The organism is Pseudomonas caspiana (assembly GCF_002158995.1).
Lineage (GTDB): Bacteria > Pseudomonadota > Gammaproteobacteria > Pseudomonadales > Pseudomonadaceae > Aquipseudomonas > Aquipseudomonas caspiana.
This window is the reverse complement of record NZ_LOHF01000018.1, coordinates 1-19,000: the sequence shown is the minus strand read 5'-3', so window position 1 is coordinate 19,000 and position 19,000 is coordinate 1. Positions and strand designations below refer to the sequence as shown.

The following is a 19,000-nucleotide window of genomic DNA, read 5'->3' as shown; positions in this document are numbered from 1 at the left end:
AGAACTTTTATCAATCTGACCAGAAGCGCACTGATTGTTAAAGGTGTCTGTAATGCAGACACCACAAGGCGCGCTGCCCATTGGCAGCACGCTCGAGGGTTGAATCAGGTTGCTGGGTGAGCGGCCTGGATAAGGCCGCTGCGACATCAGCGAGCTGCGCCGAGTTCCTGTTGGATACTGGCGACAGTACGAGGCCAAGGTTTACCAGCCTGAACCTTCGCTGGCAATACCTTGATGGCTGCAAGTGCAGCTGCGCGGTCAGAGAAGTTGCCGTAGGTGATCACATACAGCGGCTTGCCCTGAAGCGTTTTCTTGAAATAACGGTACTCACCACCTTGCTCTGCAACGAACGCCTGAGCGGTGCTTTCAGAGCTGGTACCCAGAATCTGCACCACGTAACGACCGGGTGCCTGGGCGCTGTACCAGCTGCCACCGGCAGCAGGTTTTGCAGCAGCGGCCGGTGCAGTCTTGGCGGTGGCTACTTGCGCCGGAGCCTGAGCAGGCGCTGCTGGCTTCGGAGCGGTCGCAGCAGGTGCGGCTGGCTTCGGAGCCGTCGCGGCCGCTGGCGGGGCTATCGAAGAACGAGGTGTCGACGGCGCAGCACCGGCCGGCACACCAGCAGGTGGCGCAGTAGTGGTCACGGTAGGCGGCTGATCAACGGAACCGACCGGCACGCCATCGTCTTCGCCATCACCCGAGCCAGCCGCTTCAGCCAGCGGACCGCGCATTACCGGCTGCGAGTTACCGACCAACGGCAACGGCATAGGCTGCGAATTACCCGCGAATTCGATGGCCGGGCCACCATTGTTGGACTGTTGAGCGCTAGGCTGCCCCTGCCCCAGAGGCAATTGCGCCTGAGAGTTGGCAGACTGCGTCGCTGGGGCGCCGGAATTGCCGCCACGGCCAGGAATCAGCACTGCTGCCAACACCCCGACTGCAACCACAGCACCCAGTGCCAGTACATATTTCTTCGGCATTTTAAATCCCACACTTGGGCGCTTGACCGCCGAACGGCTGGCGATCATCGCCTCGATCATTGAGTCCCGGGCAACCTGATTGATAGCTCCAGGCCATCCACCGGAATGCTCGTGAATATCGGTTATCTGCTCGGCCGTGAACAATTCGATGCCTTGTCCGGCACCTTCCAGTCGTTGCTCCAGATATTCCCGTGTTTCATCTTCCGTGTAAGGTGCCAGCTCGATGACGTGATAGCGCTCGCCCTCGGTTTCGGCTTCAGCAAACAACTGATCGAGTCGATCAATCAGCGAGGCTTCACCGAACAGGAATACATGCGGACGCCCCTCAGGGCTCCCATCGGCCAGACCAAGCAGTGCTTCGATTGCGGATTCGCCCAGTTGTTCGGCATCGTCTACTAACAAATAGACTTCCTGACCGGTCAGGGCCAATTGCACGATCTGGCCGAGAATGGCTTGTATCTCTGGCTGGGCGACATTCAGCGCCTGAGCGACCTGACGCAGCAGACCTGCCGCATCAGTGGCTCCGCGCGCTGAAATCACTACGCTCTGGACCGATTGCTTGTTGGTGCTGGCAACCAGTGCCTGGCGCAACAAGGTCTTACCGCTGCCATTTGGCCCGGTGACTACCAGCAATAGCTGGCTGTAACGCGCCAGATGATGCAGTTGTCCCAACACCGGCTTGCGCTGGGCAGGGAAGAATTTGAAGCCAGGTACCCGCGCTGCGAAGGGGTCATGACTCAACTGATAATGGCCGAGAAAGGCCTCGTCGGCGTGCAAGCTACTCGTCATGGATTTTCATTAACCTCTGAGCTGATCCACGAGGGCGCGGTAATCCGCCGCCAGCGTGGCCTGTAATACTTCTTTTGGATATTCGTCGGTGATCACTGCTTCGCCCATGCGGCTCAACAGGACCAGACGCATACGACCATCCAGGACTTTTTTGTCGACAGCCATGTGTTCAAGGAAATGCTCCGGCGTCATCTCCTGAGGCGGCACCACCGGCAAACCGGCGCGCTGAAGCAGACGAATACCGCGATTGCGCTCCTGTTCGCTGATCCAGCCCAGACGGCAAGACATTTCCAGTGCCATGGCGGTGCCAGCACCTACCGCCTCACCATGCAGCCAGACGCCATAACCCATATGGGTCTCGATGGCATGCCCGAAGGTGTGGCCGAGGTTGAGCGTGGCCCGCACGCCGGTTTCCCGCTCATCAGCGCCGACGATCAAGGCCTTTGCGGCGCAGGAGCGCTCGATGGCAACCGTCAACGCAGCCTGATCCAGCCCACGCAACAGATCGATGTTTTCTTCAAGCCAGGTCAGGAACGGCTCATCACAGATCAGGCCGTACTTGATGACTTCGGCAAGACCCGCCGAAAGCTCGCGCTCCGGCAGAGTGTTGAGACTGGTCGTATCGATCAGCACAACGCTCGGCTGATAGAACGCGCCGATCATGTTTTTGCCAAGCGGATGGTTGATCCCGGTCTTGCCACCCACCGACGAGTCGACCTGAGACAGCAGGGTAGTGGGGATCTGGATGAAATTCACGCCGCGCTGATAGCAGGCGGCCGCAAAACCGGCCATATCGCCGATCACACCGCCACCGAGCGCAATCACTGTGGTGCGCCGATCATGACGGGCACCCAGCAGGCCATCGAAAATGGTTTGCAGCGTTTCCCAATTCTTGAAAGCTTCGCCGTCAGGGAGGATGACGGGCAATACGTTATAGCCAGCCAGGGTACGGGTCAGTCGCTCAAGGTAAAGAGGTGCGACAGTGGAGTTGGAGACAATCGCCACCTGCCGTCCGACGATATGCGGAGCCAGTAAATCCAAACGATCCAGCAAGCCTTCGCCAATATGAATCGGGTAGCTGCGCTCGCCAAGCTCGACCTTAAGTGTCTGCATGTGTCCCCACGATGATTACCGAATACGTCTTCGCAAGCGCTTGTTGGCGCTCACGCAAAATGTGGCTCAAGGCTGTGCCTCGTCCTGTTTTTTATTGGTCGCCGAGGATAGCGCATTTCTGCCTGGGCTTTAACGGGGAGGAAGCTCCGCCAGGCGCGCAAGGATATCAAGAACCACCATTCGTGGCGGCCGCTCATCGGTTTCAACCACCAGATCGGCGATCTCCCGATAAAGCGGGTCGCGCATCTCCAGCAGATCGCGCAAAACCTTGGCCGGGTCAGCGGTACGCAATAACGGACGGTTACGATCACGGGCCGTACGTCCCACTTGCTGCTCTACCGAAGCATGCAGATAAACCACGCGCCCCCCCTGATGCAGGGCCTGACGGTTTTCACTGCGCATGACCGCGCCACCGCCTGTCGCGAGGACAATTCCATCCACGCTGCACAGCTCGGCAATCATGGCCTGCTCGCGATCACGGAAGCCTGGCTCGCCTTCCTTATCGAAAATCCACGGGATATTAGCACCCGTGCGCAGTTCAATTTCCTTGTCGGAATCCTTGAACGGCAGGCGTAGCTCTTTGGCCAGCAAACGGCCGATGGTGCTTTTACCAGCCCCCATCGGCCCTACAAGTATTAAATTTCGCACAGAATCAACGACTCACAGCAATCGCCTGGTTGTTCATGATACGCGGAGTGAGGAACACCAGCAGCTCGGATTTTGCCTCCGAGACCACATCGCGCCGGAAAAGGCGGCCAACATACGGCACATCGCCGAGAAATGGCACCTTATCGACAACTTTACTTTGCGTATTGGAGAACACACCACCGATCACGATGGTTTCGCCGTCGGCAACCAGCACCTTGGCGTTGACTTCGTTTTTGCGAATGGGCGGTACACCGAGCACGGTATTGAGGTAATCCGGCTCATCCTTGGTGACTTTGACTTCCATGATGATGCGGTTGTCCGGGGTGATCTGCGGAGTAACCTCCAACGACAGCGAAGCCTCTTTGAAGGACACGGTGGTTGCACCGCTGGAGCTGGACTCCTGATAAGGAATCTCGGTGCCTTTCAGAATTTTCGCGGTTTCCTTGTCGGAGGTGACGACCTTGGGCTGAGAGACGATCTCGCCGTTACCGGTCCGCTCCATAGCGCTCAGCTCAAGGTCCAGCAACGTGTTATTGGTCATGAACGCGATACCAATACCGGACGTAGCGTTCGCCGCGCCCAAATCGACGAACGGCACGTTGGAGGTTAGCTCGTCACCAGTGTTGCCCGCCTCGTCGCCGTTGTCGTCCAGACCGTAACCACTCCACTTGTGATTGTTGTTGCGGTTGGTGTCGCCCGCCCAGCGAACCCCAAGTGCTTTGTCGTAACCCACGTTGGCCTCAACGATACGTGCCTCGATCATCACCTGACGCACCGGAATATCCAGTTGGGAAACGATGCGACGCAGCTCGTCCAGACGATCCTGAGTCTGGTAGGCAATGATGTTGTTGGTACGCTCATCCACCGTGATCGAGCCACGCTCATCGACTTTGGACTCGGCACTGGTCACCGACTGGAACAGCTTGGCGATGTCCGCCGCCTTGGCGTAGTTGACTTGCAGCAACTCGCGGCGCAGTGGTGCCAGCTCGGCAATCTGCTTGAGAGATTCCAGCTCCTGACGCTCACGGGCGGCAATTTCGTCGGCAGGAGCCACCAGCAACACATTGCCAATCTTGCGCTTGTCCAGGCCTTTGGTTTTCAACACCAGATCCAGCGCTTGATCCCAAGGCACGTTCTGCAGACGCAAGGTAATGCCGCCCTGAACCGTGTCGCTGGCGACCAGGTTGAGGCTGGTGAAATCGGCGATCAGTTGCAGCACCGAACGCACGTCGATGTCCTGAAAGTTGAGCGACAGTTTTTCACCGGTGTAGACCAGTTTCTCTGCGTTGCGGCGATCCAGATCTTCATTGGTCAAGGGGCGCACGCTAATGGTTAGCTTACCTTCGGTCTGATAGGCCGAGTAATCAAAGGCCCCGGAAGGCTCGATGGTGATACTGGCCTTATCACCCGTAGCACTGGCGTTGACGAACTGCACCGGGGTGGCGAAATCCTTGACGTCCAGTCGCACTCGCAGTTTTTCAGGCAATTGAGTCTTCGCAAAGTCGACACGAATCTTGCCGCCCTGCTCCTGAATATCTGGGGCGACACCGGGATCAGTCAAATCAATGATCACATTCCCCTCACCCAACTCGCCGCGCTGAAAATCAACGTTCCTGATCGCCTTGCCTACAGGCGCGTAGGCCTTGGGCTTTGCCGGAGCTGGTGGTGGCACGGCAACCCGCGCGGCGCCCAACGCAGTGGTCGGCTGCGATGCCTGAGCCGCTGCGGCCCCCTGACCGATCACGACAAACAGATTATTGCCATCAACACGCGAGCTGTAGGGCGCCAGGGTCGTCATATTGATAATGATCCGAGTACGATCCTTGGCTTCGACCACGACCACACTGCGAGCATTGCCACTGCCCAATTCACGGCTTTTGGTCGCCAACTGACTGCTCACGCCTGGCAAGTCCAGCGCGATGCGCGCCGGTTGTTCAGTGGTATAGCCCCTCGGAGCAGGTACTGGAGCGTCAAAGGTCAGCTTCAGCTCGATCCGGTCTCCAGGCAACGCTGCCACATCCAGTGTTTTGAGAGTGGCGGCCTGAAGAGTCGGCGAAATCATCGCAATCCATAGCGATACACCGATAGTTGAAAGAATCCTGGTCATGATCATTTTCCGTCCTGCGAACCCGAGGGTGTTTTGCATGCTTGGCTGTGCCCGTTTCATGAGCGTTCTTTCAGGGAAATACTGCGCGGCCTTTCCAACCATGCCCCCTCTCCATCAGGAACTATTTCTACGACATCAACGCGGGATTCATCGACTGAGACAATCCGGCCATTGTTACGCCCCAGATAATCACCGACTTTTACTCGATACACGCCGCCAGCCCCTTTGAGCAAAGCAAATGTCCCGGAGTCGTTGCCCATGGTACCGACCATTTCAAAAGCCTCGATGTTGAAACCTTCCAGGAACTGCCTTGGCCGGGTTTCATCCGGCGCCACCAATCTTGAACCTTTCTGACGATTGACCAAATCAGCCTTGACCGGCGGTTGAAACGGGCTGCGCATATTCGCAGCGTTATAGGTAAACGCTTCATACGGGCGAAACTTTGGCAGCGGCTCAATCGTGCCTGTCGGCCGTGCACGCGCTTCATCCATAAAGCTGGTCAGGTCGGTAAACGTCGAGTCATCGTTACAACCGGCCAGACTGATCAACGCCACACTGGCGCACAACAATCTCGCCAGCCTCATTTCTTCAGCCCTTCATCGTTGTAGCGATAGGTTTTGGCCAGGATATTCATGCGCAGCCTGGACGGGTTGGAAGCTTCCAGAGGTTTGATCTCGAAATCGTGCAAGGTAACGATCCGCGGCAGACTGGCAACACCGCTGACAAAGGTTGCCAAGTCGTGATACGCGCCAACCACGGTGATTTGTATCGGCAATTCGATGTAAAACTGCTGGGCAGCCTCGGGCAGCAACTTGATTTCTTCGAACTCCAGCCCGCTACCCAACCCTGTCCGGGTGATGTCCTCCAGCAAGCCTGGTACTTCGGTATCGCTCGGCAACTGCCGCAACAACGCGCCGAAGGTGTTTTCCATTTCGGTCATCTGCACCTTATAAGGCTGCAGGTTCGCGGCCTGGAACGCCTTGTTGGTGAACTGCTCCTTGAGCGTACCTTCATTGGCTCGGGCGGCATCGAGCTGACTCTCCAGATCCTGGATGTAGAAAAAGTACCCCAGAGCAAGCACTAACACCGCCAACAATGCACCCGCTACGACCTTGACCGCAGCGGGCCACGAGCCAAGGTTGTTGACGTCCAGATCACCAAGATCGATCCGGCGCAGACCTTCCAGCGTCTCGGAAAGATTCATGGTTTGGCTCCATCAAGGTTCGGCTGGGTCTGGCGTACCGTTAACTGAAAGATGTTGGCCTGATCCAGCGCACCTGCGGTCGTTGCCTTGACCTCGGTCAGGCTTGGCGCTTCGAACCAGTCAGAGGCATCAAGGTTACGCATCAAGTCTGAAACGCGATTGTTCGACTCCGCCGCCCCGGTGATGCTGATGAGATTGTCGACCATCTTCACATCCGAGAAATACACGCCGTCCGGCAGGGTTCGCGCCATCTGATCAAACACCCGGCCAATAATCGGGCGATTGCCTTGCAAGTCCTGGATGATTTTCATCCGCTCGAGCAGTTGCTTGCGACGGGCTCGTAGATCGCTGATCTCCTTGATGCGCTCGTCGAGTTGCACCACTTCTTGCTGGATAAACGCATTGCGCGCAGCCTGATGAGTAATTGCGCTGCTCAAATATTGATCAACCATGAACAATGCACCCACTGAGGCGACAAACACGCCAGCCAGTGCTATCAGGAAACGTTTCTTGCGCTCTTCGCGAAGCTGTTCACGCCAAGGGAGAAGGTTAATCCGTGCCATCAGTCGAAGCTCCTCAGGGCCAGACCGCATGCGATCATCAACGCGGGAGCATCAGTAGCCAGCGCACCAGCATTGACCTTGGCGCCAAGTGCCATGTCCGCAAACGGGTTGGCGACCAGCGTCGGCGTGCCGATACGCTGCTGAACCAGATTATCCAGCCCGGAAACGGATGCGGTACCACCGGCCAGCATGATGTAGTCCACCGCACTGTATTGCCCCGCCGCGAAAAAAAACTGCAAGGATCGGGAAACCTGCTGCACCACGGCGTCCTTGAACGGCTGCAACACTTCGGATAAGTAATCATCCGGCAGACCGCCCTGCTTTTTCGCCAGCCCGGCCTCTTCCACAGAGAGGCCATAGCGGCGCTGGATCTCTTCGGTGAGCTGACGCCCGCCGAACAGCTGTTCGCGGGTATAGATGATGCGGCCGTTGTGCAGCACGCTGAGGGTCGTCATGGTTGCGCCGATATCGACAATTGCAACGGTCAGTTGATCATGACCATTACCCAACTGCGCCGACAGCAATCCGAATGCGCGTTCCAGGGCATAAGCCTCCACGTCAACAACCCGTGCACTAAGCCCCGCCAGCGCCAAAGCTGCTTCGCGCACCTCGACGTTTTCTTTGCGGCAGGCAGCAAGCAAGACCTCAACACGCTCAGGGTTGCGCAGCGAATATCCCTGGACCTCGAAATCGATGGCGACCTCTTCCAGCGGATAAGGAATGTATTGATCGGCCTCGATCTTCAGCTGGTTCTCCATGTCGTCATCCGACAGGCCAGCGTCCATCTCGATGGTCTTGGTGATCACCGCCGAACCGGCCACGGCAACCGCCACAGATTTGACGCTTGTGCGAGCCTTGACCAACACACGCGTCAGCGCATTGCCGACCCCTTCAAGCTCGGCAATGTTCTTCTCAATCACAGCGTTCGCGGGAAGTGGCTCAACCGCGTAAGACTCGACCTTGTAGCGCGTGCCGGAACGACTCAATTCAAGGAGTTTCACCGATGTAGAGCTAATATCGATCCCTAGAAGGGTGTTGGCCTTCTTACTGAAGAGTTCGAACACAACCTGTTCCCTATGAGTTTCCGTCACTTACGGATTATTTGTTGTCCAACGCCACTGTCGGCAATCCTGACAGTAGCGCAAATAACGCTCGGAGACGAAAAATGCTTATAATGCCGAGCGCTTTTTTCGTATAACCAAGCTTCAAGGCGTGTCTATTTGTTAATGCCTGCGCTTAACTCATTCTTTTTATTCTGGAAATCAAAAAGCCTTGATACGCCTGCTGAAGTTTTTCTGGTGGTCTCTCGTCGCCGTATTCTGTGCGCTGTTACTCGGCCTCAGCGGTGCCTTTCTTTATCTGAGCCCGAACCTTCCGTCTGTTGAAGCGCTGCGCAGCATCCAACTGCAAATACCTCTGCGCGTCTACAGCAGCGATGGCAAGTTGATTGCGGAGTTTGGCGAAATGCGCCGTACCCCTATCCGCTTCGCCGAGATTCCGCCGAACTTCATCAACGCCCTGCTCTCTGCCGAAGACGACAATTTCGCCAATCACTACGGGGTCGATCCCGGCAGTTTGATGCGCGCAGCTTCGCAGCTGGTTAAAAGCGGCCATATTCAGTCGGGCGGCAGCACCATCACCATGCAGGTGGCAAAGAACTATTTTCTGACGAGTGAACGCAGTTTTTCGCGCAAAACCACCGAGATCCTTCTTGCTCTGCAAATTGAGCGCCAACTGACCAAAGACGAAATTCTTGAGCTTTACGTCAACAAGATCTACCTGGGCAACAGAGCCTACGGGATCGAAGCGGCGGCTCAAGTGTATTACGGCAAATCCATCCGCGACGTAAGTCTTGCGCAAATGGCGATGATTGCCGGCCTGCCTAAAGCACCTTCGCGCTTCAACCCGCTCGCCAACCCGACACGCGCCAAAGAGCGTCGCGACTGGATTCTGGGCCGCATGTACAAGCTGGGCAAAATCGACCAGAGCGCCTATCAGTCCGCGCTCAGCGAGCCACTCAACGCCAGCTATCACGTACCTACGCCTGAAGTTAACGCACCTTATATTGCCGAGATGGCTCGCGCAGAAATGGTTGGCCGCTATGGCAGCGACGCTTACACAGAAGGCTTCCGCGTTACCACGACGGTACCGAGCGATCTTCAGGAGCACGCCAATACCGCAGTTCAAGAAGGCCTGATCGAATATGACCAGCGCCATGGTTATCGCGGCCCTGAAAGCCGCTTCCCGGGTATGACCCGCGAAGGCTGGGCACAAGAGCTGACTAAACAGCGGCCAATCAGCGGCCTGGAGCCAGCGATTGTTACCCAGGTCGACAAGACCGGCGTGCGCGTCCTGACCCGTAATGGCGAAAAGGAAGAAACCGTCGACTGGGCGAGCATGAAGTGGGCACGTCCTTATCTGAATACCAACAGCCTGGGCGCAAATCCGAAGCAACCTGCTGACGTAGCGCGTGTTGGCGACCTGATTCGCGTGCAGCGTCAGGAAAATGGCTCGATCAAATTCAGCCAGATCCCGGCAGCACAAAGCGCACTGGTTTCACTTGATCCACAGAACGGTGCAATTCGCGCGCTGGTCGGCGGCTTTGCCTTCGAACAGAGCAACTACAACCGCGCCCTGCAAGCCAAGCGTCAGCCAGGTTCGAGCTTCAAACCGTTCCTGTACAGCGCAGCACTGGACAATGGCTATACCGCGTCGAGCCTGGTAAACGATGCGCCGATCGTTTTTGTTGATGAGTATCTGGACAAGGTATGGCGTCCGAAAAACGACACCAATACTTTCCTCGGCCCGATCCGCCTGCGTGAAGCGCTGTACAAGTCGCGTAACCTGGTATCGATCCGCCTGCTGCAACAGTTGGGTATCGACACCTCGATCGACTACATCACGCGCTTTGGCTTCAACAAAAGCGATCTGCCGCGCAACCTGTCACTGGCGCTGGGCACCGCGACTCTGACCCCGATGGAAATCGTCACCGGCTGGTCTGCGTTCGCCAACGGCGGCTACAAGATCAACCCTTATCTGATTCAGAACATTGAAAGCCGTGATGGCGTGACACTGTTCCAGGCGAATCCGCCAAGCGTTCCGGCTGTCGACAGTCAGCCCGCGCCCAATACAAATACGGTAGCAGTGCCCAATGGCCCAGCGCTGATCACCTCCTCGACCGAAGGCCCGGCACAGCCTGCTGCGCCGGTTGATCCTCAGGCACCGGCCATTGCCCCTCGCATTGTTGATGGGCGTACCACGTTCATCCTCAACAGCATGCTGCAGGACGTTATCAAGCGCGGCACAGGCCGCCGAGCCCTGGCAATGAATCGTCCGGACATCGCTGGCAAGACCGGTACGACCAACGAATCCAAGGATGCCTGGTTCACTGGCTACAACGCAGATTATGTGACCACCGTCTGGACAGGCTTCGATCAACCCGAGAGCCTGGGCCGTCATGAGTTTGGCGGCACCGTTGCCCTGCCAATCTGGATGAACTACATGAGCGCTGCGCTCAAAGACAAGCCGCCGCACCAGCAGGCAGAACCAGACGGCATCCTGAGCTTACGCGTTGATCCGATCAGCGGCCGGGCAGCGACGCCGAGCACGCCTAACGCATTCTTCGAGCTGTTCAAAAGCGAAGACACGCCGCCAAGCGTCAACGAGCTGGGCGGTCAGGCACCGGGCAGCCCGCTGCCAGCGGATGAGTCGGCGCCGATCGATTTGTTCTGACGGACTGCGCCATCGGTCATCGCTGCCTCGCGTTGCTCGTGAGCTCCTACAGGATTTTGTAGGAGCTCATGAGCAACGAGAGGCAGCGATTGGGTCCAACGCCAGATCAAGATCAAATCATCACCCACAAAAAAACCCTGCATCTCAGCAGGGTTTTTTGTGCATCTGAATCAGCGATTAGCCGTTGAAAACGTCATCAACGCTGGTCAGCGGGTAGTGCTTTGGATACGGCAGGGTTGCAACGCCGCTTTCGATGGCTGCTTTGGCAACGGCATCAGCGATCAAGCCCAGCAGACGGGTGTCCATTGGTTTCGGGATGATGTACTCACGACCGAACTCCAGCTTGATACCGCCATAGGCGTCGCACACTTCCTGAGGCACTGGCAGTTTGGCCAGTTCACGCAGGGCGTTAGCCGCGGCGATCTTCATTTCTTCGTTGATGCGCTTGGCACGAACGTCCAGAGCACCACGGAAGATGAACGGGAAGCCCAGTACGTTGTTGACCTGGTTCGGGTAGTCGGAACGACCAGTCGCCATGATCACGTCGCTACGAGTAGCGTGAGCCAGCTCTGGGGAGATTTCCGGATCAGGGTTCGAGCATGCGAACACGATCGGATCCTTGGCCATGGACTTCAGACCTTCAGCGCTCAGCAGGTTCGGGCCAGACAGACCCACGAACACATCTGCGCCGTCGAGCGCGTCAGCCAGTGTGCGTTTTTCGGTCGCGTGAGCGAATACCGCTTTGTATTGGTTCAGATCGGTACGGCCGGAGTGGATCACGCCGGAACGGTCGATCATGAAGATGTTTTCAATCTTCGCGCCCATGCTCACCAGCAACTTCATGCAGGAGATGGCCGCAGCGCCAGCACCCAGGCAGACGATCTTGGCGTCAGCGAGGTTCTTGCCGACGATTTCCAGTGCGTTGATCATGCCGGCCGCGGTAACGATCGCGGTACCGTGCTGGTCATCGTGGAAAACCGGGATGTCGCATTGTTCGATCAGCGCTTTCTCGATCTCAAAGCATTCAGGCGCCTTGATGTCTTCGAGGTTGATACCGCCGAAAGTGATGGAGATGCGCTTTACAGTGTCGATGAAAGCTTGCGGGCTTTCGGAATCCACTTCGATATCGAAAACGTCGATACCGGCGAAACGCTTGAACAGAACACCCTTGCCTTCCATCACTGGCTTGGAAGCCAATGGACCCAGATCACCCAGGCCAAGGATCGCGGTACCGTCGGAAATAACTGCTACCAGGTTGCCTTTGCCGGTGTACTTGTAAGCCAGCTCAGGGTCACGGGCGATTTCGCGCACAGGCTCAGCAACGCCAGGGCTGTAAGCCAGGGCCAGATCGCGAGCAGTTGCGGTAGGCTTGGTCAGTTCTACGCTCAGTTTCCCCGGGCGAGGATTGGCGTGATATTCAAGCGCAGCAGTTTTCAAATCAGACATGTGGGCATTCCGCTTTTTTTTACTGTGGGACAGACGGACCGCCGAGGATACGCAAGATGCAAAGTCCTAACAAGACTGGCCAGTCACAACTGTCAATAGGCGGGGACTAAGACTTTACGCTTAGAGCGGAGGAGTTGCATCAGGGGAAAGGGTTTGTAGGAGCTGCCGAAGGCTGCGATTGCGGTGTGCCAGGATAAACGCTTCGCAGCCTTCGGCAGCTCCTACAGAAAATGCATTCCAATCCATTAGTTTGCGTGTTGTTTGATGGAGGCGCGCGCCTACAGATCGGTGCGTCAGAGGGTCGATGAATCAAGCATCGCCGGATGGGTAATGGGCATCATCCAGCGCGCCTGCCCGTCCTTGAGACCGCCTCGTCGGGAGCGATCAACGATCCAGCCACGCGCCTCGATGCGCTGGCCCTTCAGGCGACTCAGCTGTTTTACACCGAACTGGCTGACCAGATCAGGTGCGATACGCAGCACCAGTGAGCCCTGCAATTCGATCCAAACGCCACCGCCATTGCGCTGCACATCAACGATTTGCCCGGACACCAAGGCAAAGCCACCCTTGTCGATCTGCGCGGCGGGCTGTACCGGCGAATCACGCCACAGACCAAGCCTGGCGTCGCGAGCGATGCGCTCAGCCGCTTGCTGGCAATCCACCAGCGCCACATTCGGCGATACTGCGACCAGATAGCCCAAGCCCTCGCTCAGCAGCTGCGCTTCGAAATTCGCACCGTTGCCCCCATAGACATTGGCCAGCACACGACCGTAGTGATCCTTGCCCTGTTGGCCGACGCGCAACCTGACGGAGCCATCGCTTTCATCCACCAGCGCTTGCAAGCGGCGCTTGGCAGCCTCGGCAAACGGCTCGGCGGAACGACCTTTCTTGCCCGTCTCGGGAGTATTGAGGCCAACCATGCGTACGTTGCGGCCATCTTTGAGGCGCAGGGTATCGCCATCGACCACACGCTCGACCTGAGCAACCGGGAGCGAGGATGGCGCGGGGCACAGAGCCTGAGCCGCAGGCAGCCAAATCGCGGCCACAAAAAAGGCGCCCACAAGGGACGCCTTTTTTAGCAGCCTGGAGAAATCCATTGGACCTTCCAGAACGACCGACCTTACTGAGCAGCAGGCTTGGTCGCGCCGAACGCACCGAAGCGCGACTTGAACTTGTCAACACGGCCGCCAACGTCAAGAGTCTTCTGCTTGCCGGTGTAGAACGGGTGGCACTCGTTGCAAACGTCCAGGCTCAGAGGCTTGGCGAGAGTCGAACGGGTTTTGATGACATTGCCGCAGCTGCAAGTAGCGTCAATGGCTTCGTAAACTGGATGGATATCAGCTTTCATCGGTACTTCCTCGGGCTAGCGTGCCGCCATCCAACACTATTGTTGAATACCGCACGTAAATAGGCCGCGAATATTACCAGACAATCCAGATCACGCAAGCGGGGCTTTACGCCGGTCGTCTGCTAAGATCGCGCATCCGTCACACACCGTAACAGGGAAACCCCGCGTGCCCGACGCCATTCTGCGCCTTGCCCTGCCCTCGCCACTGCGGCGCCTGTTCGACTATCGAGCGCCTGCAGGAGTGCTGCGCAGTGCCTTGCAGCCGGGCATGCGCTTGCGAGTGCCATTCGGCCGCCGGGAAATGATCGGCATCCTGATCGAGATCGCCGATCACAGCGAAGTGCCCGCCGAGAAGCTCAAGCCCGCCATCGCCCTGCTCGATGAACAAGCGCCGCTGCCTCCAGCGCTGTTCAAATTGTGTCTGTGGACCTCTCAGTATTATCAGCACAGCCTCGGCGACACCTTGAGTTGGGCGCTGCCGGTGCTGCTGCGTCAAGGCGAACCGGCAGAATCGCGTCAGGAACGCTTCTGGCAGGTTGCGCCAAATGCCAGCGTTGACGATCCGCGTATCGCCCGGGCGCCCAAGCAGCGCGAAGCACTGACGACACTCGCCCAGCACCCGCATGGCGTTGCGCATCAGTTACTGAGCAAGCTGATGCTTAATAAAGAAAGCCTCAACCTGCTGCTGGCGAAAGAACTGGTGCAGGTCGAAGTGCGCAGTCATGCGCCCTCCGCGCGTCATGAACATTGGCTGGCGCAGCCGGAACTGCCACTCAACACCGAACAGCGTGCCGCCTGCGAAGCAATTCGCGCCGGATTCGACAGCTTCCATGCCTTTCTGCTGGCGGGTGTTACCGGCAGCGGCAAAACCGAAGTCTATTTGCAGTTGATCCGTGAAACCCTGGAAGCCGGGAAACAGGCGCTGGTGCTGATCCCGGAAATTAACCTGGGGCCGCAAACCCTGGCGCGCTTTGAGCAGCGCTTCAACGCACGCATCGCGCTGCTGCATTCGGCGGTCAATGACCGCGATCGGCTGGATGCATGGCTAGCAGCGCGGGATGGCGAAGCCGACATTATTATTGGTACCCGTTCGGCACTGTTCACGCCGATGAAGAATCCCGGTCTGATCATCATCGACGAAGAGCACGACGGCTCTTATAAACAGCAGGAAGGCCTGCGCTATCACGCCCGGGATCTGGCTTTGGTGCGGGCACGCCAGGAAAACATCCCCATTGTGCTCGGCTCGGCCACGCCTTCGCTGGAAAGCCTGCATAACGCCTACACCGGCCGTTACGGCCTGTTGCGCTTGAACCAGCGGGCGGGCGGTGCGCAGCAACCGAAATTCATGCGTCTGGACGTAAAAAGCCGTCCACTGGACAGCGGTATCTCCGGACCGATGCAACAGGCCATCGGCCAGACCCTCGCTGCGGGCCAGCAAGTATTGGTCTTTCTGAACCGACGGGGCTTTGCGCCGACGCTGCTTTGCCACGATTGCGGCTGGCTGTCGGGCTGCCCGCGATGTGATGCGCGGATGACCGTGCATCAACGCTCCGGCGAGTTGCGCTGCCACCACTGTGGTCACGTCGAACGCGTGCCGCGCCAGTGCCCGTCCTGCGGCAAAGTCGATTTGCGTCCGGTTGGCGCAGGCACCGAGCGCGCCGAAGAGCGTCTGGCCATTCTGTTTCCGGATTACCCCGTATTACGGGTTGATCGCGACAGCACCTCGCGCAAAGACGCGATGAATCAACTGTTCGCGACCATTCAGCGCGGCCAGCCTTGCATTCTGGTGGGCACGCAGATGCTCGCCAAAGGGCACCACTTTCCGCGTGTAACGCTGGTGTCGATTCTGGATGCCGACGGAGGCCTGTTTTCCGGGGATTTCCGCGCCAGCGAGCGCATGGCACAGTTGATCGTGCAGGTGGCCGGGCGGGCCGGACGTGCTGAAGAACCGGGCCGAGTGATTATCCAGACGCATCTGGCAGATCATCCGCTGCTGATTCAACTCACCGAGCAAGGTTACTTCGCCTTCGCCGAGCAGGCCTTGAGTGAACGCCGCGCTGCGGGCTTGCCGCCTTTTGCGCATCTGGCGCTTTTACGGGCAGAAGCGCATAAACCGGGGCAGGCCGAAGGATTCCTTGATGAAGCCTGCTTGGTTGCCGAGCAACTGTTGAACGACCTGAATCTGGGCGGTATCGAACTGCTCGGCCCGGTTCCAGCACCGATGGAGCGCCGCGCCGGTCGTTATCGAGCGCAATTGCTGCTGCAATCCAGCGCCCGCGCGCCGCTGCATCGGCTACTTGCTTCCTGGCTATTGGCGCTGGAACAGATGCCGAGTGGCAGGCAGGTCAGGTGGTCGCTGGATGTGGATCCGGTGGATTTGTATTAAACGCGCAAATCCCTTGTGGGAGCTGAGCTTGCTCGCGATAAGGACACCGGGGTCTAAAGTGAACCGCGTTCAACCTTATCGCGAGCAAGCTCAGCTCCCACAGGGGAAATTTCAGACCGCACATCCAACGCGGTTGGCAAGGTGGCTCCGGCAACGGATAATGCCCAGTTTTTCCACCCGCGCATCCAGGCGCTGCCGCGCTTGCGGTCGAAAGAGAGCACCATGAAAGACACCATTCGCCATCTGATCCAACAAGCCCTGAGCCAACTCGTCACCGAGGGCGTCTTGCCAGAAGGCCTGTCGCCAGCGATTCAGGTGGAGAATGCCAAGGACAAGACCCACGGCGACTTCGCCAGCAACATCGCCATGATGCTGGCCAAGCCAGCCGGCATGAAACCGCGTGATCTGGCTGAAAAGCTGATCGCCGCACTGCCTGCCGACGAGCAGATCAGCAAGGTGGAAATCGCCGGTCCGGGCTTCCTGAATTTCTTCCAGAACACTCAGGCCTTGGCTGCACGTCTTGATGCCGCCCTCGCCGATGCCCAACTGTCCGTCCGCAAAAACGGTCCTGCACAGCGCACGGTAGTCGACCTGTCGGCTCCGAACCTGGCCAAAGAGATGCACGTTGGCCACTTGCGCTCGACCATCATCGGCGACGGCGTTGCCAGCGTTCTGGAGTTTCTGGGCGACACCGTCATCCGCCAGAACCACGTGGGCGACTGGGGGACGCAGTTCGGCATGCTGCTGGCTTACCTGCAAGAGCAGCCAGCCACCAGTGACGAACTGTCGGACCTGGAAGACTTCTACCGCGCGGCGAAAAAACGCTTCGATGAATCCGAAGAGTTCGCCGACCGCGCCCGTGGACTGGTGGTAAGGCTGCAGGCCGGTGACGCCGAATGCCTGAGCCTGTGGACAAAATTCAAAGACATCTCGCTGTCGCACTGCCAGAAAGTCTACGACCTGCTGAACGTCAAACTGACCCCGGCAGACGTGATGGGCGAAAGTGCTTACAACGATGATCTGGCCAACGTAGTTGCCGATCTGAAAGCGACTGGCCTGCTGGTCGAGAGCAACGGCGCACAGTGCGTGTTCCTCGAGGAATTCCGCACCGCAGACGACACCCCGCTGCCGGTCATCGTGCAGAAAGCCGGTGGCGGCTATTTGTATGCGACCACCGACCTGGCAGCGATCCGCTACCGCAGCAAGGTCTTGAAGGCTGATCGCGCCCTGTATTTCGTTGACCAGCGTCAGGCCCTGCACTTCCAGCAAGTCTTCGAAGTGGCACGCCGTGCAGGCTTCGTTCACGAAGGCATGCAACTGGAGCACATGGGCTTCGGCACCATGAACGGCGCCGATGGCCGTCCGTTCAAGACCCGCGACGGCGGCACAGTCAAACTGATCGACCTGCTCGAAGAAGCCAAGGAGCGCGCCTACACCCTGGTGAAGGAAAAGAATCCGGAGCTGCCAGAAGACGAACTGCGCACCATCGCCCAGGCGGTGGGTATCAGTGCGGTGAAGTACGCCGACCTGTCCAAACACCGGGCCAGCGACTACAGCTTCAACTTCGACCAGATGCTCAGCTTCGAAGGCAATACCGCACCGTATTTGCTGTATGCGTACACGCGAGTCGCGGGTGTGTTCCGTAAGCTCGGTACGCCGTTTGATGCCAGCAAGGGACAGATCGTCCTTGAAGCACCGCAGGAACAGGAATTGGCGGCACGTCTGGCGCAGTTTGGGGAAATCCTCAATAACGTTGCCGAAAAAGGTACGCCTCACGTCCTGTGCGCTTACATTTACGACCTCGCCGGGTTGTTCTCCAGCTTCTACGAGAACTGCCCTATCCTGGCTGCCGATAATGCCGAACAACAGCAGAGCCGTTTGCGCCTTGCTGCATTGACCGGCCGCACCCTCAAGCAAGGCCTGCAACTGTTGGGTCTGGAAACTCTGGAGCGTATGTAAGTTGGCTGCTGCGAAAAAGAAACCTGCTCCCAAGCGCGGCGCCAGCCGTTATCAGGCACCCGCGAAGAAGCCGATTCCTGGATGGCTGTGGCTGGCAATCGGCCTGAGCGTCGGTGCATTTGTCGTCTTTTTGATGAAGCTCGAACCGGGCGGTGATGACATCAAACGGGTCCGGGCCGATGCCAAGGCTGCGAAGATCGCCGAAGCCAACAAGACGCCGCCAAGCCCGACTGCACCGGTGAAGCCCAAGTACGACTTCTACACATTGTTGCCGGAATCGGAAGTCATCGTGCCTAACGAAGCCGTACCTGAGAAAACGCCGCCACCGGTGGTTGCCCCAGTTACGCCAGAGCAGGCAGCGAAGATTGATACCGCACGAGCTCAAGCTGCACTCAGCGGCCTGACGCCTCCGCCAGCTCCGCCCGTGGTCAAACCGGCAGCAGTGACGCAGTTCTTCCTGCAAGCGGGCTCGTTCCGCAAGAAAGAAGACGCCGACAAGGTTAGAGCGCAGATCATTCTGCTCGGCCAGAGCGCTGCCGTTGAATCGGGTACCGTCAAAGAAGAAACCTGGTACCGCGTACTGGTCGGCCCGTTCAGCAACCGCGAACAACTGACCGTTGCCCAGAAACAATTGGCGACCGGTGGTTTTAGTAACTTGTTGTTGCAGCAGCGTAGTAAGTAACTACGCGCAATCCTTACAGGAAGTCCGCCAACGCTCAGCGTTTGAA

At 58.0% G+C, this 19,000-nt stretch carries 15 protein-coding genes; 4 read left to right on the top strand and 11 right to left on the bottom strand.

Features of this window, described 5'->3' with window-relative positions:
- Positions 1–146: 146 nt before the first annotated feature.
- The 8 genes from AUC60_RS19165 to AUC60_RS19130 form a co-directional block, all read right to left on the bottom strand.
- Positions 147–1,766: an AAA family ATPase gene (locus AUC60_RS19165; protein WP_087271143.1), complete on the bottom strand. Its 1,620-nt coding sequence runs from the start codon at positions 1,764–1,766 to the stop codon at positions 147–149.
- Positions 1,767–1,775: 9 nt separating this feature from the next.
- On the bottom strand, positions 1,776–2,879 hold the full coding sequence (gene aroB / locus AUC60_RS19160) for a 3-dehydroquinate synthase (RefSeq protein WP_087271140.1): 1,104 nt from the start codon (positions 2,877–2,879) through the stop codon (positions 1,776–1,778).
- Between the two features lie 129 nt (positions 2,880–3,008).
- Positions 3,009–3,527, bottom strand: coding sequence for a shikimate kinase AroK (gene aroK, locus AUC60_RS19155; protein WP_087271137.1), 519 nt, complete (start codon positions 3,525–3,527; stop codon positions 3,009–3,011).
- Positions 3,528–3,531: 4 nt separating this feature from the next.
- Positions 3,532–5,634, bottom strand: coding sequence for a type IV pilus secretin PilQ (locus AUC60_RS19150; RefSeq protein ID WP_167384377.1), 2,103 nt, complete (start codon positions 5,632–5,634; stop codon positions 3,532–3,534).
- A 56-nt stretch (positions 5,635–5,690) separates the two neighbouring features.
- Positions 5,691–6,218, bottom strand: coding sequence for a type 4a pilus biogenesis lipoprotein PilP (gene pilP, locus AUC60_RS19145; RefSeq protein ID WP_087271131.1), 528 nt, complete (start codon positions 6,216–6,218; stop codon positions 5,691–5,693).
- Positions 6,215–6,838 (bottom strand): type 4a pilus biogenesis protein PilO, encoded by a 624-nt coding sequence (gene pilO, locus AUC60_RS19140; RefSeq protein WP_087271128.1) that lies wholly within the window; start codon positions 6,836–6,838, stop codon positions 6,215–6,217. The genes pilP and pilO overlap by 4 nt, the downstream gene beginning before the upstream one ends.
- Complete coding sequence (locus tag AUC60_RS19135; RefSeq protein ID WP_087271125.1) at positions 6,835–7,401, bottom strand: PilN domain-containing protein; 567 nt, start codon at positions 7,399–7,401, stop codon at positions 6,835–6,837. The genes pilO and AUC60_RS19135 overlap by 4 nt, the downstream gene beginning before the upstream one ends.
- The gene (locus tag AUC60_RS19130) at positions 7,401–8,465 is read right to left on the bottom strand and encodes a pilus assembly protein PilM (protein WP_087271122.1); all 1,065 of its coding nucleotides are present in this window, start codon (positions 8,463–8,465) and stop codon (positions 7,401–7,403) included. Before AUC60_RS19130 ends, AUC60_RS19135 begins: the two co-directional genes overlap by 1 nt.
- 211 nt (positions 8,466–8,676) lie before the next feature.
- On the opposite strand from AUC60_RS19130, the gene AUC60_RS19125 reads away from it, so the two are divergent.
- A complete protein-coding gene (locus tag AUC60_RS19125; protein WP_405623991.1) occupies positions 8,677–11,133 on the top strand; it encodes a penicillin-binding protein 1A in 2,457 nt (818 codons plus the stop codon).
- 177 nt (positions 11,134–11,310) lie between these two features.
- Here AUC60_RS19125 and AUC60_RS19120 read toward each other — a convergent pair whose 3' ends face one another.
- From AUC60_RS19120 to rpmE, 3 genes are all read right to left on the bottom strand, one after another.
- Positions 11,311–12,579, bottom strand: coding sequence for a malic enzyme-like NAD(P)-binding protein (locus AUC60_RS19120; protein ID WP_027901987.1), 1,269 nt, complete (start codon positions 12,577–12,579; stop codon positions 11,311–11,313).
- A gap of 293 nt (positions 12,580–12,872) precedes the next feature.
- Positions 12,873–13,676, bottom strand: coding sequence for a thermonuclease family protein (locus AUC60_RS19115; RefSeq protein ID WP_087271116.1), 804 nt, complete (start codon positions 13,674–13,676; stop codon positions 12,873–12,875).
- Positions 13,677–13,699: 23 nt separating this feature from the next.
- A complete protein-coding gene (gene rpmE / locus AUC60_RS19110; protein ID WP_087271113.1) occupies positions 13,700–13,927 on the bottom strand; it encodes a 50S ribosomal protein L31 in 228 nt (75 codons plus the stop codon).
- Between the two features lie 166 nt (positions 13,928–14,093).
- Between rpmE and AUC60_RS19105 the strand changes: the two genes are divergently transcribed.
- From AUC60_RS19105 to AUC60_RS19095, 3 genes are all read left to right on the top strand, one after another.
- Positions 14,094–16,313, top strand: coding sequence for a primosomal protein N' (locus tag AUC60_RS19105; protein WP_087271110.1), 2,220 nt, complete (start codon positions 14,094–14,096; stop codon positions 16,311–16,313).
- A 222-nt stretch (positions 16,314–16,535) separates the two neighbouring features.
- A complete protein-coding gene (argS, locus tag AUC60_RS19100) occupies positions 16,536–18,272 on the top strand; it encodes an arginine--tRNA ligase (protein WP_087271107.1) in 1,737 nt (578 codons plus the stop codon).
- Position 18,273: 1 nt separating this feature from the next.
- Entirely contained in the window at positions 18,274–18,954 is a 681-nt protein-coding gene (locus tag AUC60_RS19095) for an SPOR domain-containing protein (RefSeq protein WP_087271104.1), read from the top strand.
- Positions 18,955–19,000: the final 46 nt, after the last annotated feature.